This is a genomic window from Variovorax sp. GW821-FHT10C12, from assembly GCF_059415405.1.
The window spans coordinates 575,762-591,881 of sequence record NZ_JBWKNE010000001.1; the positions used below are offsets into that span (position 1 = coordinate 575,762).

The following is a 16,120-nucleotide window of genomic DNA, read 5'->3' on the forward strand; positions in this document are numbered from 1 at the left end:
GAACTTGAAAGATCGATCATCGAACGTTTGAGGCCTCCTATCCCAGCAGGCTGCGCGCGAAGGGACTATAAAGCCCGCTGTTCCGCCCCGAAACGAGCGATTGACGAACGGAAGCACGCCCATGAGCCCCATCATCACCGGCAGCACCCAGGCCTACCTCATCCCCGGCGACCCGGTCCGCAACGTGCGGCTGCCGCGCATGTTCAACGCGGCCTTCGCGCGCTACGGCATCGACGCGGTGCTGGTGCCCATGCAGGTGCCGGTGCGCGATTTCGCGGTGTTCATGAAGTCGGCCTTCCTGGCGCGCAACGTGCGCGGCATGGTGATCGCGCCGCCGCACAAGCCGCGCGTGGTCGACCTGCTCGACGGCTGCGGCCTGTTCGGCCGCGTGGCCGGTTCGGTCAACGTGGTGCGCCGCACCGAGGGCGACCAGCTCGAGGGCGACCTGTTCGACGGCGAGGGCCTGATCGGCGCGCTCGATCGCTGCAATGTGCCGTTTCGCGGCAAGCGCGTGCTGATCCTCGGCGCGGGCGTGAGCGCCGCGGCCATCGGCGTGGCGCTGGCCGAAGGCGGCACGGTGAACGGCGCGGAGCACATCGCCTTCTTCGACACCGCCTCCGGCAAGGCCGCGGGCGTGGCCGCCAAGCTCGACGCTTTCTTCGATGCGACCGTGGTTGCCGTGGACAGCAACGCGCCCGAGGGCTACGACCTCGTCATCAACGCCACGCCGCTGGGCCTGGCCGAAGACGACGCGCTGCCGCTGGACGTGGCGCGCATGGAACCGCACGCGGCGCTGTTCGACATCCTGCTGCGCAACCAGCCCACGCCACTGGTGCGTGCGGCACGTGCGCGCGGGCTCAACGCACAGGCCGGCTTCGAGATGCTGGTGCAGCAGATGCCGCACTACTTCCGCTACTTCGGCCACATCGACGCGGCGGATGCGATGCAGGCCGACGCCGACTTCCTGCGCGAGCTCATCTATCCGCCGGCGATGCACGCCGAGATCGCAACCCCGTTGCGCTACCAATCCCCGAGCGTGGCCTGACCCCGCACCTTCCTGAACAAGACGACGCCCATGATCTCCGGCAAGACCACGCTCATCGCCCACATCGGCTACCCCACCGAGGCCTTCAAGGCGCCGATGATCTACAACCCCTGGTTCGACAAGCAGGGCATCGACGCGGTCGTCGTGCCCATGGGCGTGAAGCCCGAGGACTATGCGGTGTCGCTCGCGCAGATCTTCAAGTTCTCGAACCTGCGCGGCGCATTGGTCACGATGCCACACAAGGTCACGACGATGTCGCTGGTCGACGAGGTCACGCCCACCGCGCGCGTCGCGGGCGCCTGCAACGCCGTGCTCAAGCGGCCCGACGGCAGCCTGCTGGGCGACCAGTTCGACGGTGCGGGCTTCGTGCGCGGCGTGGAGCGCAAGGGGCGCCTGTTCAAGGGCACGCGCGTGCTGGTGTCGGGCACGGGCGGCGTCGGGTCGGCCATTGCGGCGTCGATCGCGGCGGCCGGCGCGGCCGAGCTGATGCTGTTCGACATGAGCGACGCCTCCGCGCAGGCCCTGGCCGCGCGGCTGCGCGAACACTATCCGCAGATGAAGGTCGCCACCGGTTCGAAGGACCCGGCGGGCTTCGACGTGGTCGTCAACGCCACGCCGCTGGGCATGAAGGACAGCGACCCGCTGCCCTTCGACGTGGACCGCATCGCCCCCGACACCTTCGTCGGCGAGGTCGTCATGAAGACCGAATACACGCCGCTGCTGCAGGCCGCCAAGGCCAAGGGCTGCCAGGTGCAGGTGGGCACCGACATGCTGTTCGAGATGATCCCGGCCTACCTCGAGTTCTTCGGCTTCGGCACCGCCTCACCTGAAGAACTGCGCGCCGTCGCGCAATTGAAATACTGAAAACATCGGAACACGCATGAGCATTTTTGAAGGCTTCCTTTCCACCTCCGAGACGCTGGGCGCCTTCAGCGACCGCGCCTTCGTCGACGCCATGCTGCGCTTCGAGGCCGCGCTCGCGCGCGCGCAGGCGGCCGAGGGGCTGATTCCCGAGAGCGCCGCGCATTCGATCGTCGGCAGCTGCAAGGTCGAGCTGTTCGACGTGGCCAAGATCGTGCGCGAGAGCGGACGCGCCGGCAGCGTCGCCATCCCGCTGGTGAAGGCGCTGCGCGAGGCGGTGGGCCTGTTCAATGCCGAGGCGGTGCCCTTCGTGCACTTCGGCAGCACCAGCCAGGACGTGATCGACAGCGCGATGGCGCTGGTCACGCGCGAAGCCGTCGCACTCGTCGAGGCCGACCTGGCCAAGGCCGCCGATGCGCTGCTGCGCCTGGCGGTGCAGCACGCCGACACGCCGATGCTCGCGCGCACGCTGATGCAGCCGGCCTCGGTCACCAGCTTCGGCTTCAAGTGCGCCGGCTGGGCCGCGCCGCTGGTGCGCAGCCGCACGCGCCTGCGCGCCGCCGCGAAGCACGCGCTGCAGCTGCAGCTCGGCGGCGCCGTCGGCACGCTGGCGCAGATGAAGGGGCAGGGCGCCGCGGTGCGCCAGCGCATGGCCAAGGAACTCGGCCTGGGCGACCCCGGCGCCACGTGGCACACGCAGCGCGACGAATGGGTCGCGCTCGGCTGCGAACTCGGCCTGCTCACGGGCAGCCTGGGCAAGGTCGCGGTCGACATCTCGCTGCTCGGCCAGTACGAAGTGGCCGAGGTCGCCGAGCCCAGCGAACCCGGGCGCGGCGGCTCGTCGGCGATGCCGCACAAGCGCAACCCCGTGGCCTCGATGGTCGCCATCGCCGCCGCGCACCGCGCGCCGCAGCGCGTGGCCGCCTTGCTCGGTGCCATGCCGCAGCAGCATGAACGCGCGCTCGGCGCCTGGCAGGCCGAGCTGGCCGAATGGCCGCAGCTGTTGATGTCGGCGCACGGCAGCGTGCGTGCCATGGCCGGCGCCTTGCCCGGCCTGCAGGTCGACGCCGCGCGCATGCGCGCCAACATCGACCGGCTGCGCGCCGAGCTGCCGCGCGACGCGGCCGACGAATGGTTCGACCCCGCACTCGCCGTGAATGCGGGGCACATCGCTGTGGCAGAGGTGAAAGCCCTGCAAGCCCAACTCTCATCCGACAAGGAACTCTCGCCATGACCGCCCCCGACACCCCGAGCAATCCTTACGAAGACGGCCTCGTCAACCGCCGCCGCGTGCTCGGCGACGCCTGGGTCGACAAGTCGCTCGCCAACCGCAACGGCTTCAACGCCGAGTTCCAGGAGCTCATCACGCGCCACGCGTGGAACGACATCTGGGGCCGCCCTGCGCTGGGCGACAAGACGCGCCGCTTCATGGTGCTGTCGATGATGCTGGGCATCCATGCCTACGAAGAGTTCGCCATGCACGTGCGCGCCGCGCTCGACGGCCCGCCCGAGTCGCGCCTCACGCCCGACGAGATCAAGGAAGTGATCATGATGGCCGCGATCTACTGCGGCGTGCCGGTGGCCAACCACGCCTTCGGCATCGCGACGAACATCCTGCGCGAGAAGGGCCTGCTGCCCGCAGCACCCGCTGCTCCGTCCGCGGCGCAGTGAACGCGCCGGTCGCCCCGAAGAAGGGCCGGTTCGACGTCAGTTTCACCTTGCTGCTGCCGCTGCTGCTGGCCGCGCAACCGGTGGCCACCGACAGCTATCTGCCTGCGCTGCCCGCCATCGCGAAGGAGCTGGGCTCGGCCAGCACCAGCCTCACGCTGTTCGTGCTGGCCTTCGGCTTTGCGCAGCTGCTGTGCGGCCCACTGGCCGACCGCTTCGGGCGTCGGCCGGTGCTGCTGGCGGGGCTGGCCTGTTATGTGGTCGCGGCTTTCGGCGGTGCCTTTGCGGGCAGCGTGGCGGTGCTCGCGGGCTGGCGCACGCTGCAGGGTTTTTCGATGGCGGCGATTCTCGTGTGCTCACGCGCTGCGGTGCGCGACCTGTATCCGGCGCACGAGGGCCCGCACGTCATGGCGCGGGGCCTCACGGGCCTGGGCATGGTCGGGCTGGTGGCGCCGCTGCTGGGCGCTTGGCTGGTGCAGGGCGCGGGCTGGCGCTGGGTGATGGTCGCGATGGCGGTCTATTCGCTGGCGCTGTTCGCGTTGTGCTGGCGCTCGTTCGGCGAAACGCGCAAGCCGCTGGCCGGAGGCGAATCGTCCGCGCCGCGCGGCAGCACGCGCGCCGTGTTCGCGAGCCGCGCCTTCCGCGCCTGGGCCTCGGTGGCGGCGGCCACCTACGGCGGGCTGTTCTGCTTTTTGCTGCTCTCCCCGATGGTCTACATCGGCTACCTCGGCTGGTCGCCCGCGTGGTACGGCTGGATTCCGGCCGGCGGCTCGCTGGTCTACATCTTCAGCACCACGATGTGCCGCAGCCTGCTGCGCCGCTTCGGGCCGATGCGCACCGTGCGCCTGGGCGCGGTGCTGAGCATCACCGGCGCCGTGATCCAGGCGCTGGGCTGCTGGCTGATGCCGCACAGCGCGGTGCCGCTGCTGGCGGGGCACGCCGTGTACTGCCTCGGCCACGGCATCCACCAGCCTTGCGGGCAGGCCGGCGCCGTGGGCGACCTGCCGCACCTGGCGGGGCGCGCCGTGTCGTGGTCCGGTTTCGGCATGATGATGGTCGCGTTCTGCGTGGGGCAGGTCGCCGCGTTGTTCGTCGACACGAATTTTTCGTACGGCGCCTGGCCGATGGTGGTGCCGATGCTGATGGCCGGCACCGTGCTGCTGGCCATCGCGTTCCTGTGGCTGCCGCGTCTCTCTCAACCTGTTCCGTCATCCTCCCCAAAGAAGGACTCCACCCCATGACCACTTCCACCCCCCGCCTGAATGTCGTGCGCGAAGGCGACGGCCCCTTCGTCGTGCTCAGCCATGCGCTCGGCTGCGACCTGCACATGTGGGACGGCGTGGCCGCGCAGCTCGCGCGCGCCCACACGGTGATCCGCTACGACCACCGCAACCACGGCGGCTCCGAGGTGGTGCCCGGCGTGCTGCGCGTGGAAACGCTGGCGCAGGACGCGTCCGAGCTGATCGCGCGCGAGACGGGCGGCGAGCCCGTGCACTTCGTGGGCCTGTCGATGGGCGGCATGACCGCGCAGGCGCTGGCGGTGCGGCACGCCGCGCAGCTCAAGACCGTGGTGATCGCCAATTCGGCCGCGCACTACCCCGACCAGGCCCCGTGGCGCCTGCGCGCGGAAACCGTGGCCGCCAAGGGCGTGGCCGCCATCGCCCCGGGCGCCGTGGCGCGCTGGCTCACGCCGGCCTACGCCGCCACGCCCGAGGGCGCGGTGGCCGCGCGCACCTTGCACGACACGCTGGTGCGCACCGACGCGCAGGGCTACATCGAGAGCTGCAACGCCGTGGCCGCCATCGACTTTCGCGACAGCAACCGCCGCATCGCCACGCCCACGCTGGTGATCGGCGGGCTGCAGGACGAGGCCACGCCCCTGGCCATGTCCGAGGCCATGGTGGCGCAGATCCCCGGCGCGCGGCTGGCGACCATCGACGCCGCGCACCTGAGCGCGGTGGAGCGCCCGGTCGAGTTCGCGCAGATGCTGATCGATTACTGGCGCAGCCTTTGAAAAAACGCCCGGCCCGCACCCCCGTGTGGGCTAGGTGTAACCCCTATTTCGTGCGAATGATGATCGGTTGCGTGCGATCATCGATCAGAAGGGGCTGATTTGCGTTGTGGCGCGCCCGGGCTCTTTCTACAGTCCATCCCCATGCACCGCGCCATTGCCACCGTCTCGCTCAGCGGCACCCTCCGCCAGAAGCTCGAAGCCATTGCGGCCGCAGGCTTCGACGGCATTGAGCTGTTCGAGGCCGATTTCGTCAACTTCCGCGGCACCGCCGCCGAGCTGCGCGGCCTCGTGGCCGACCTGGGCCTGGCTATCGACCTGTACCAGCCGTTCCGCGACTTCGAAGGTATGCCCGAGGCGCAGTTCCACCGCAGCCTGGAGCGCGCCGAACGCAAGTTCGACCTCATGGAAGCCATGGGCGCGCCGCTGGTGCTGTGCTGCTCCAACACCTCGCCGCTGTCGGTGAACGACCCGGCGCGCGCCGCGGCCCAGCTGCACGAGCTGGCCGAGCGCGCCGCGCGCCGCAACCTGCGTGTGGGCTTCGAGGCGCTGGCCTGGGGCCGCCACACCTCGCGCTACGCCCAGGCCTGGGACATCGTGCAGCGCGCCGACCACCCGCACCTCGGGCTGATCCTCGACAGCTTCCACACGCTGTCGCTGAAGGACGACCCGGCAGGCATCGCAGCGATTCCGGGCGAGAAGATCTTCTTCGTGCAGATGGCCGATGCACCGCTGTTGTCGATGGACGTGCTGCAGTGGGCGCGCCACCACCGCTCGTTCCCGGGGCAGGGCGACTTCGACGTGGTCGGCTTCTTCGAGCAGGTGCTGCGCGCGGGCTACACCGGGCCGCTGTCGCTGGAGATCTTCAACGACATCTTCCGCGAGACGCCGAACCGCCGCACCGCCGTCGATGCGATGCGCTCGCTGCTGTACCTCGAAAGCGAAACGCGCGAGCGGCTCGCCAACGGGAATGCCCCCGTGCAGCCGCAGCGCGTGGAGCTGTTCAACCCGCCGCCCGCGCCGGCGCTCTCGGGGCTGTCGTTCATCGAGTTCGCGGCCGACGAGGCCTCGGCCGTCACGCTCGGCGCGCTGCTCGGGCAGCTGGGCTTTCGCCGCGTGGGGCGCCATCGCTCCAAGGCCGTCACGTTGTACCGCCAGGGCGGCATCCACTTCATCGTCAACGCGCAGCCCGATTCGTTCGCGCGCCAGCGTTTCGAGGCGCACGGCACCTCGGTCTGCGCGCTGGGCGTGCGCTGCGCCGACCCGCTCGCGGCCGTGGGCCGCGCCAGCGCCATGCGCTCGCAGCGCCACGACAGCCCGGTCGGGCCGAACGAGCTGCGCGTGCCGGCCATCGTGGCGCCGGGCGGCAACCTGATCCATTTCGTGCCCGAGGCGCTGGGCGCCAACGGGCTGTACGAGACCGACTTCATCCTCGAAGACGCGGGGCCGGGCGACAGCGATGCGGGCCTCACGCGCATCGACCACGTGGCGCTGGGCCTGGCGCTCGACCAGCTCGACACCTGGGTGCTGTTCACGCGCGCCGTGCTTGGCCTGGAGCCCGGAGAGAGCCTGGAGCTGGCCGACCCCTTCGGCCTGATCCGCAGCCGCGGCGTGGCCAATGCCGACCGCAGCCTGCGCCTGGTGCTGAACGTGTCGCTGAGCCAGCGCACGCGCACCGCGCGCACGCTGAGCGTGACCGGCGGCGGCGCGGTGCACCACATCGCGCTCGATTGCGACGACATCTTCGACACCGTGGCCCGGCTGCGTGCCAACGGCACGCGCTTCGTGCCGATCTCGGACAACTACTACGACGACCTGGCCACGCGCATCGACGTGGCGCCCGAGCTGCTGGCGCGCATGCGCGAAGCCGGCGTGCTGTTCGACCGCTCGGCGGCCGGCGACTACCTGCACATTTACACCGAGAGTTTCGACGGCGGCCTCTTCTTCGAGGTCGCGCAGCGCGTGGGTGGCTACGACGCCTACGGCGCGCTCAACGCACCCGCGCGCATGGCGTCGCAGGCGCAGCAGCCCCAACAACAAGACTGATTTTTTCCCCTCGCATCCGACACCTTCGTCACACCACTGGAGACAACCCATGGCCAACCCATCCGCCAAAGAGCCGCAAGGCAAGCACCAGTCGAGGAAAGCCGCCGCCAGCGGCTGGATCGGCTCGGCGCTGGAGTACTACGACTTCTTCATCTACGCCACCGCCGCGGCGCTGATCTTTCCGCAGATCTTCTTCCCCAAGGGCGACCCGACCACGGCCATCATTGCGTCGCTCGCGACCTACGGCGTGGGCTATGTCGCGCGTCCCATCGGCGCCTTCGTGCTCGGCCACTGGGGCGACACGCACGGGCGCAAGCAGGTGCTGGTGCTGTGCATGTTCCTGATGGGCTTCTCGACCGTGGCCGTGGGCCTCTTGCCGACCTACGACCAGGTCGGCCTGCTGGCCCCGGCGCTGCTGGTGTTCCTGCGCCTGGTGCAGGGCTTCGCGGTGGCGGGCGAAATTTCGGGCGCGAGCTCGATGATCCTGGAGCACGCACCGTTCGGGCGCCGCGGCTTCTTCGCGAGCTTCACCTTGCAGGGCGTGCAGGCCGGCCAGATCCTGGCGGCTGCCGTGTTCCTGCCGCTCGCGCACTACATGCCTGAAGAGTCCTTCAACTCGTGGGGCTGGCGCATTCCATTCCTGCTGAGCTTCATCGTGATCGTGGCCGGCTACATCATCCGCCGCGAGGTCGACGAAACGCCGGCCTTTGCCGAAGTCGACAAGAAGGGCGAAGTGGCGAAGTCGCCCATCGTCCAGGCCTTCACCGACAGCTGGGCCGACATGCTGCGCGTGGTCTGCATGGCGCTGATGAACGTGATTCCCGTGGTCGCCACCGTGTTCGGCGCGGCCTACGCGGTGCAGGCCGCCTACGGCATCGGCTTCCAGAAAGACGTGTACCTGTGGATTCCCGTGCTGGGCAATATCCTGGCCGTGCTGGTGATCCCGTTCGTGGGCAACCTGTCGGACCGCATCGGCCGCAAGCCGCCGATCATCGTGGGCGCACTGGCTTCGGGCCTGCTGTCGTTCGTGTACCTGTACGCCATCAGCATCAAGAACGTGCCGCTGGCCATCTGCATGTCGCTCTTGATGTGGGGCATCGTGTACCAGGGCTACAACGCGACCTTCCCGAGCTTCTACCCGGAGCTGTTCCGCACCCGCAACCGCGTGTCGGCCATGGCCATCTCGCAGAACATCGGCACCACCTTCACCGCGCTGCTGCCCGCGCTGTTCGCCGCCGTGGCGCCTCCGGGCTCGACCAACGTGTGGTTCACGGTCGGCGCCATCACCTTCGCGGTGACCGTGCTGGCCGCGCTGGCCGCCATGAGCGCCCGCGAGACCTACCGCATCCACATGCGCGACCTGGGCGACCCGAACGCCGTGCCGGTCGACAAGGCCGAGTACGACCGCCTGCGCGAAGAAACGCTGGCCAGCGCGCGCATGGAGCGCGAGCGCCGCAAGGCCATGGCCTGAAGACCCCGCGCGCACAAAGGGGTTGTGGCGCCATGAAGAATGGCGCCATGACCGCCCATCTCAAGATCGATTTCGTTTCCGATGTCTCCTGCCCCTGGTGCGCCGTGGGCCTTGGCGCACTCGAAGCCGCCCTGAAACGGGTGGCGCCGGAGGTCTCGGCCGAGCTGCACTTCCAGCCCTTCGAGCTGAACCCGCAGATGCCGCCCGAAGGCCAGGACACCTTCGAGCACCTGAACCAGAAGTACGGCTCCTCGCTCGAGCAGCAGGCCCAGGCCCGCGAGGCGATCCGCCAGCGCGGCGCGGCCGTCGGCTTCGAGTTCAGCGCCGGGGGCCGGCCCCGCGTGTACAACACCTTCAACGCCCACCGCCTGCTGCACTGGGCCGAGCTGGAAGACCCGGCCAAGCAGGTGGCGCTCAAGAAGCTGCTGCTGAAGGCCTACTTCACCGACAGCCAGAACCCTTCGGACATCGAGGTGCTGGTGCGTGCGGCGACCGAGGCGGGGCTCGACGCGGCGCGGGCCCGCGAGATTCTGGCCGGCGACGAGTTCGCGCAGGAAACCCGCGAACGCGAGCGCCTGTACACCGACGCCGGCATCCACTCGGTGCCCGCGATCATCATCAACGACCAGCACCTGATCTCCGGCGGCCAGCCGGTCGAGGTGTTCGAGCGCGCGCTGCGGCAGATCGCGGGCGCACAGCCCAGCCGTACCGCCACGGCCTGACGGCCCCGGGGCTGCGGCCCTGCCGTTTCGTCCTGAAACGAAGCTGACTTTCAGCTTTACCTGAGCGCGGGCCGAGGTCGGTCAACCGCCTACATCGCGAAGCGGTTGATCGGTTCATGATCGCCCGCATGCCGTCTTCGAAGCTGCCCCGCTCGCGCGCGATCGCCGTGACGCTGGCCGCCGTGCTGGCGCTCACCGCCTGTTCCACCGGCCTGCTGCGCCCCGAGGGCCCGCCGCTCACGGCGCTGGGCCATGCCGCCGACACGCCCGCCGCGCAATTGCGCTGGCTCGATCGTGTGAGCTGGGGCGCCAACGCCGGCAGCCAGGCCGAGCTGGCGCGCGACGGCCTGCCGCGCTGGATGGGCCGCCAGCTGCGCCCCGCGCCGCGCCCGCTGCCCGCGGCAGCGCAGGCACAGATCGACGCCATGGCCATTTCGCGCACGCCGCTCGACCAGCTCGTCTTCGCGCTCGATGCCCGGCGCAAGGCCGCCGACGCCTTGCCCGACGAAGAAGCGAAGAAGGCCGCACGCACGGCCTACCAGCAGGAACTCAACACCCTCGCGCGCGAGGCGCAGCAGCGCTTCCTGCTGCGCGCGCTGTACTCGCCCAACCAGCTGCAGGAGCAGATGACCTGGTTCTGGATGAACCACTTCAGCGTCAGCATCCGCAAGGACCTGGTGCGCGCGATGGTCGGCGACTACGAAGAGAACGCCATCCGCCCGCACGCGCTCGGCAAGTTCCGCGACCTGCTGGGCGCCACCGCGCGGCATCCGGCCATGCTGCGCTACCTCGACAACGCGCAGAACGCCGCCAACCGCATCAACGAGAACTACGCACGCGAGCTCATGGAACTGCACACGCTGGGCGTGGGCGGCGGCTACACGCAGGCCGACGTGCAGGAGCTGGCGCGCGTGCTGACCGGCGTGGGCGTCAGCGTGCAGCCGCCCGACGCGGCGCCGCCCGCGGTGCGCCCGGCCGTGCGCGCGGACTACGTGCGCCAGGGCCTGTTCGAGTTCCACCCGAACCGGCACGACTACGGCCCGAAGACCTTCCTGGGCCAGCCCATCCAGGCGCGCGGCCTGGCCGAGACCGACGAGGCGCTCGATCGCCTGGCGCGCGCGCCGGCCACCGCGCGCTTCATCTCGCGCAAGCTCGCCGTGTACTTCGTGGCCGATGAACCGTCGCCCGTGCTGGTTGAGCGCATGGCCGCCACCTTCACGCGCAGCGACGGCGACATCGCCGCCACCTTGCAGACGCTGTTCGAATCGCGCGAGTTCGCGGCCTCGCTGGGCCGCAAGTTCCGCGACCCCGTGCACTACGTGGTAGCGGGCGTGCGGCTGGCCTATGACGAGCGCGTGGTGCTCAACACCACGCCGATGATCGGCTGGATCAACCGCATGGGCGAGACCCTGTACGCCCACGAGACGCCCGACGGCTACCCGCTCAACGAGGCCGCCTGGGCCAGCGCGGGGCAGATGAACACCCGCTTCGAGATTGCGCGCGCCATCGGCACGGGCGGCGCCGTGCTGTTCCGCACCGACGACAAGGCTCCGCTCGAGAAGCCGCCGTTTCCGCCGCTGGCCGAGTCACGCGCCGTGCATGCGCTGCAGCCCGGCCTGAGCGCCGACACGCAGCAGGCGCTCGCGCAGGCGAAGAACCCGCCGGAGTGGAACACCTTCCTGCTCGCATCGCCCGAGCTGATGCGGCGTTGAAAAGAGGGACCGCCATGCAACGTCGACACCTGCTGCAACTCATCGCCGCCACGCCGCTGGCCGGCGCCGCCGCGCGCGTGGTCGCCGCGCCCGCGGCCGAGGGCACCAAGCTGCTCGTCGTGTTCCTGCGCGGCGCCTACGACAGCACCAGCCTGCTGGTGCCCACCGCGAACAGCGACTTCTATTACGCCTCGCGGCCCAACATCGCCATCCCCCGGCCCGGCACGCCCGACGGCGCGTTGCCGCTCGAGGGCGGCGACTGGGGCCTGCACCCCGCGCTCGCGCAGAGCGTGCTGCCGCTGTACCAGCGCAAGCAGGCGGCCTTCATCGCCTTCGCCGGCACCGACGACCTCACGCGCAGCCACTTCGAGACCCAGGACGCCATCGAGCTCGGCGTGGCACCCGACAACGCGCGGCGCGACTACCGCTCGGGCTTTCTCAACCGGCTGGCCGGTGTGCTCGGCGCCGGGCCGCTGGCCGACGTGTCGCCCATCGCCTTCACCGACCAGCTGCCCATCTTGCTGCGCGGCGACGACGCCAAGGCCGCCAACATGGCGCTCGCGGGCGTGGCGCGGCAGGCCCTCGATGCGCGGCAGAGCCAGATCATTGCGTCGATGTACCGCAACACCGCGCTCGCGCAGCCCGTGGCCGAGGGCTTCCAGGTGCGCGACGAGGTGGTGCGCGCCATGCAGGCCGAGATGGACGCCGCCAGCCGCAACGCCATGAGCCCCAGGGGCTTCGAGCAGGTCGCGCGCCGCATGGCGCTGTTGATGCGCGAGCGCTTCGACATCGGTTTTGTCGACGTCGGCGGCTGGGACACGCATGTGGGGCAGGGCGCGGCCAAGGGCTACCTGGCCAACCGTTTCGAAGAACTGGGCCGCGGCGTGGCCGGCTTCGCGCAGGAGATGGGCGAGCCGGCCTGGCGCCAGACCGTGGTGGTCGTCGTCAGCGAGTTCGGCCGCACCTTCCGCGAGAACGGCAACCGCGGCACCGACCACGGACACGGCACCGTGTACTGGGTGCTCGGCGGCGGCCTGGCCGCGCAGGCGGGCGGGCGCGTCGTGGGCGAGCAGCAGCCGCTGACGCAGGCCACGCTGTTCCAGAACCGCGACCACGCGGTGCTCAACGAGTACCGGGCGGTGCTGGGCGGGTTGTTCCAGCGGATGTACGGGCTGTCGCCTGCGCAGGTGGCGCGGGTGTTCGGCGGTGCGACGACGAAGGACCTGCGGCTGGTCTGACGGCCCCGAGGGCAACCCTCATTCCCGATCTTTTCCGGACGCGTCGTTCGTCCCCGCTACCGCGCGGCCGCACGGACAAGCGTCGCCGCATTTACTTGTTTTCGGGGATGGTCCCGGCGCACGGCAATTACAAAAATAGACATTCAGAAACAATTAGGCGCTCCAGCCGGAGAGCGGGTTTCTCCAAAGAGGCGTCGGATGCTTTCCAAGCGAGTGAGTTCTTACGGGCGCTGCAGCGCCATGGCCGGTGTGATCGTGCTGCTGGCGGCCTGTGGCGGTGGTGGGGGAGGCGGCGGTGGGGCGGGGTTCCTGCCGATCGTCGCGCCGGCACAGCCGCAGCCCGAGCCGGCGCCTCCCGTGGTCGTGACCCACACGGTCGGTGGCACCGTCACTGGCCTCACCGGCAGCTTGGTGCTCCAGAACAATGCGGGCGACGACCTGAAGCTCACGGCCGATGGCAAGTTCACCTTCACCGCCGCGCTCGTCGAAGGTGCGGCCTACGAGGTCAGCGTACGCACCCAGCCTCTGTGGCAGTTCTGCACCGTCAGCAAGGGCAGCGGCAAGGCGGCAGCCGACGTCGGTGACGTGGCGGTCGCGTGCTCGACGGTGCAGGCGCAGGTGTCCACGTTCGCCGGCTCCGGCACGATCGGCTCGGTCAATGGCAACGGCAGCGCGGCGTCGTTCTATCTCCCGTACAGCGTGGTCGTCGACAAGAGCGGCAGCCTGCTCGTGTCGGATACGGCAACGAACCTGGTGCGAAAGATCTCGCCCGCTGGCGATGTCACGACATTTGCGGGCGGCGGCAGCGGTGGTACGTCGCAAGACGGCAATGGCACGGCCGCCTCGTTCTCAGGCCTGTCTGGTCTTGCGCTGGATGCGGCGGGCAATGCCTATGCCGCGGAATTCGGCGGCAACCGCATCCGCAAGATCACGCCGACGGCCGACGTGAGCACGTTCGCGGGCAGCGGCACCAACGGGTCGCTCAATGGCCACGGCACCTCTGCCACGTTCAATACCCCTTCATCGGTGGCCACGGACGCCGACGGAAATATCTACGTGCTCGAATTCATTGGCGCCGTTGTCCGCAAGATCACACCTGCCCGCGACGTCACCACGCTGGCCGGCTCAGGCACTGCAGGCTTCGCCGATGGCACGGGGACTGCGGCATCTTTCGGGCAGGCCTACGGCATAGCGACTGACGCGGCCGGCAACATTTACGTTGCCGACACCGGCAACAACCGGATCCGCAAGATCACGCCCGGTGGCGTGGTCACGACGCTGGCCGGTTCGGGCCAGGTCGGCGCGACCGATGGAGCTGGCGGCTTGGCATCGTTCAGCAGGCCAGGCGGCTTGGCGGTGGACAGCGACGGCATCATCTACGTGGCCGACACGGGCAACAGCCTGCTGCGCAAGATCACGCCGGCGGGCGTGGTCTCCACGATCGCCGGCCAGCCTGGTGTGCTGGGCGCGCAGAACGGCATCGGCACGGCAGCCACGTTCAAGCAGCCTTATGGGGTGACGGTGGATGCCGCTGGCAATCTGTACGTGGCCGACACCTTCAACAACCTGATCCGCAAGGTCACGCCGGTTCGCACGCCCTGATCCCGAGGCATCGCGTCAGTGTCGGTGAGGGCAGGGGCCGTCATGCGACGGCAACGCCACCGAGAATCGGGGCATGCCTCACGCCGTCTCCCTCCTTCGCGCCGCGCGCCTGGCGCGCAGCGCCAAGCCTTTTCTTGCCCGTGGCGGTTTCAAGCGCGAGCGCTGTGTGGGCTGCCGCCTGGTGCCCAGCCATTGCATGTGCGCCGTGCGCCCTCCGGTGGCCACGCGCGCGGGGGTGTGCCTGCTCATGGCCGACATCGAGCCGCTCAAGCCCACCAACACGGGGTGGCTGGTGGCCGACGTGGTGGCCGACACCTTCGCCTTCGGCTGGGCCCGCACCGAGACCGATCCCGCGCTGCTGGCGCTGCTGGACGACCCGCAATGGCAACCGTATGTGGTGTTCCCGGGGCAGTACGCGGCGCCCGAGCGCGTGGTGCTGAGCGTCGTTCCTTCGTCGGCTGACCCGGCCGATGTAGGCACCGCGAAACGTCCGCTCTTCATCCTGTTCGACGCCACCTGGGGCGAGGCGCGCAAGATGTTTCGCCGCAGCCCCTACCTCGACTCGCTGCCGGTGCTGAGCCTGCAGCCCGAGCAGATCACGCAGTACAAGCTGCGCAACTCCGGCCGGGGCGACCACTTCTGCACCAGCGAGGTGGCGGCGATGTGCATGGACCTGGCGGGCGAGCAGGCCGCGCAGCAGACGCTGGACGCTTACCTGGGCGTGTTCACGCACCACTACCTGTGCGCGAAGAACCAGCAGCCGGTGGCGTGGGACGGCGCCGCGCACCAGCGGCTGCGCGAGGTGGCCGCGCGGCGCGATCAGGTCGCCTGAGACGGTCTGTGCGGGTGGGCCTCAGCGCAGGTCGAACAGCGCCGCCGCGTTGCCCCAGGCGACGCGCTGCGCCACGGCGGGCGGCAGGTCGCCCAGCCAGGTGCGGTAGCCGCGCATGATCTCGTCGTAGGCGCTCCAGCGCTGGTTGACCCAGGTGTCGGAGCCGATCATGAAGCGATCGGGGTGCTTGAGGATCAGCGCGCGCCACTCGGGGCACAGGCGTCCGTCCTCGCAGGTCAGGCCGGGGCGGTACGAGAGTTCGCCCATCAGCAGCGGGTAGCGCTCCAGCATCGCCTGCACGCGCTCGACCGGCGTGCCGCCGATGCCGGTGTGGGCCCAGATGAGGCGCAGCGCGCGGCCCTTCGACGGTGCGTTCGCCATCAGCAGGTCGACGGCCACGTCGTCCACGTGCGCGAGCACGGCGAGATTTTTCTCTTCGGCCAGCGCGATCAGTTTCTTGGCCACCGGGCCGTTGGCGTTGGCGCTCTCGTACAGGTGGAATTCGCCGAGCCCGCGGTAGGGGCCGCTGGCGGTGCCGCGCGCCAGTTCGGCCAGCACCATCTCGTGGATGCTCTCGTCGCGGAACCAGTTGTTGTAGTCGTCGCGGTTGCGGTACAGGCGCACGAAGGGCACCACGGTGACGCCGGCGGCGCGGGTCTCGCGCGCGGCGGCCAGGGTCTGCGTGCCGGCGTTGGGCCGCGAGTTCGCGATGATGGCCTTCACCTGGTTGCGCTGCATGCGCGCGAGCGCCTCGGTGGGCGGGAAGGGGCCGGCGGTGCCGTCCCAGGCTTCCTGGTTGTAGTGCAGGTGGGTGTCGAACAGCGGACCGTCGTAGGGCGCGGCGGTTTGCCCGTGGGCTTGGGAGAGGGCCAGGGCCGCGCAGGCGGCGATGCAGGCAATGAAGCGCATGGG

General features: G+C 69.8%; 14 protein-coding genes. 13 read left to right on the forward strand and 1 reads right to left on the reverse strand.

Annotated features, from left to right (window positions below; all coding sequences use genetic code 11):
* The first annotated feature begins 121 nt into the window (after positions 1-121).
* From AC07OH_RS02720 to AC07OH_RS02780, 13 genes are all read left to right on the forward strand, one after another.
* A complete protein-coding gene (locus AC07OH_RS02720; RefSeq protein WP_095947409.1) occupies positions 122-1,045 on the forward strand; it encodes a shikimate dehydrogenase family protein in 924 nt (307 codons plus the stop codon).
* Positions 1,046-1,075: 30 nt separating this feature from the next.
* Positions 1,076-1,909, forward strand: a complete 834-nt coding sequence (locus AC07OH_RS02725) for a shikimate dehydrogenase family protein (RefSeq protein ID WP_495299486.1) — start codon at positions 1,076-1,078, stop codon at positions 1,907-1,909.
* A gap of 16 nt (positions 1,910-1,925) precedes the next feature.
* Positions 1,926-3,140 carry a 3-carboxy-cis,cis-muconate cycloisomerase gene (pcaB, locus tag AC07OH_RS02730; protein ID WP_369632323.1) on the forward strand — a complete coding sequence of 405 codons (1,215 nt, stop codon included), beginning with the start codon at positions 1,926-1,928 and terminating at the stop codon, positions 3,138-3,140.
* Positions 3,137-3,577 (forward strand): carboxymuconolactone decarboxylase family protein, encoded by a 441-nt coding sequence (locus tag AC07OH_RS02735; protein WP_159272283.1) that lies wholly within the window; start codon positions 3,137-3,139, stop codon positions 3,575-3,577. The genes pcaB and AC07OH_RS02735 overlap by 4 nt, the downstream gene beginning before the upstream one ends.
* Complete coding sequence (locus tag AC07OH_RS02740) at positions 3,574-4,815, forward strand: multidrug effflux MFS transporter (RefSeq protein WP_495299487.1); 1,242 nt, start codon at positions 3,574-3,576, stop codon at positions 4,813-4,815. Before AC07OH_RS02735 ends, AC07OH_RS02740 begins: the two co-directional genes overlap by 4 nt.
* Positions 4,812-5,588, forward strand: coding sequence for an alpha/beta fold hydrolase (locus AC07OH_RS02745; RefSeq protein WP_070059403.1), 777 nt, complete (start codon positions 4,812-4,814; stop codon positions 5,586-5,588). The genes AC07OH_RS02740 and AC07OH_RS02745 overlap by 4 nt, the downstream gene beginning before the upstream one ends.
* 141 nt (positions 5,589-5,729) lie before the next feature.
* Positions 5,730-7,631, forward strand: a complete 1,902-nt coding sequence (locus AC07OH_RS02750; RefSeq protein ID WP_495299488.1) for a bifunctional sugar phosphate isomerase/epimerase/4-hydroxyphenylpyruvate dioxygenase family protein — start codon at positions 5,730-5,732, stop codon at positions 7,629-7,631.
* 49 nt (positions 7,632-7,680) lie between these two features.
* The gene (locus tag AC07OH_RS02755; RefSeq protein WP_495299489.1) at positions 7,681-9,102 is read left to right on the forward strand and encodes an MFS transporter; all 1,422 of its coding nucleotides are present in this window, start codon (positions 7,681-7,683) and stop codon (positions 9,100-9,102) included.
* Positions 9,103-9,149: 47 nt separating this feature from the next.
* A complete protein-coding gene (locus AC07OH_RS02760; RefSeq protein WP_495299490.1) occupies positions 9,150-9,824 on the forward strand; it encodes a DsbA family oxidoreductase in 675 nt (224 codons plus the stop codon).
* A gap of 128 nt (positions 9,825-9,952) precedes the next feature.
* Entirely contained in the window at positions 9,953-11,536 is a 1,584-nt protein-coding gene (locus AC07OH_RS02765; RefSeq protein WP_495299491.1) for a DUF1800 domain-containing protein, read from the forward strand.
* 14 nt (positions 11,537-11,550) lie between these two features.
* Positions 11,551-12,774 carry a DUF1501 domain-containing protein gene (locus AC07OH_RS02770; protein WP_495299492.1) on the forward strand — a complete coding sequence of 408 codons (1,224 nt, stop codon included), beginning with the start codon at positions 11,551-11,553 and terminating at the stop codon, positions 12,772-12,774.
* 240 nt (positions 12,775-13,014) lie between these two features.
* Entirely contained in the window at positions 13,015-14,376 is a 1,362-nt protein-coding gene (locus AC07OH_RS02775) for an NHL repeat-containing protein (protein WP_495299493.1), read from the forward strand.
* A gap of 73 nt (positions 14,377-14,449) precedes the next feature.
* Complete coding sequence (locus AC07OH_RS02780; protein ID WP_495299494.1) at positions 14,450-15,208, forward strand: tRNA-uridine aminocarboxypropyltransferase; 759 nt, start codon at positions 14,450-14,452, stop codon at positions 15,206-15,208.
* A 21-nt stretch (positions 15,209-15,229) separates the two neighbouring features.
* Here the strand turns inward: AC07OH_RS02780 and AC07OH_RS02785 are convergent, their stop codons facing one another.
* Positions 15,230-16,117 (reverse strand): amidohydrolase family protein, encoded by an 888-nt coding sequence (locus tag AC07OH_RS02785; RefSeq protein ID WP_495299495.1) that lies wholly within the window; start codon positions 16,115-16,117, stop codon positions 15,230-15,232.
* Positions 16,118-16,120: the final 3 nt, after the last annotated feature.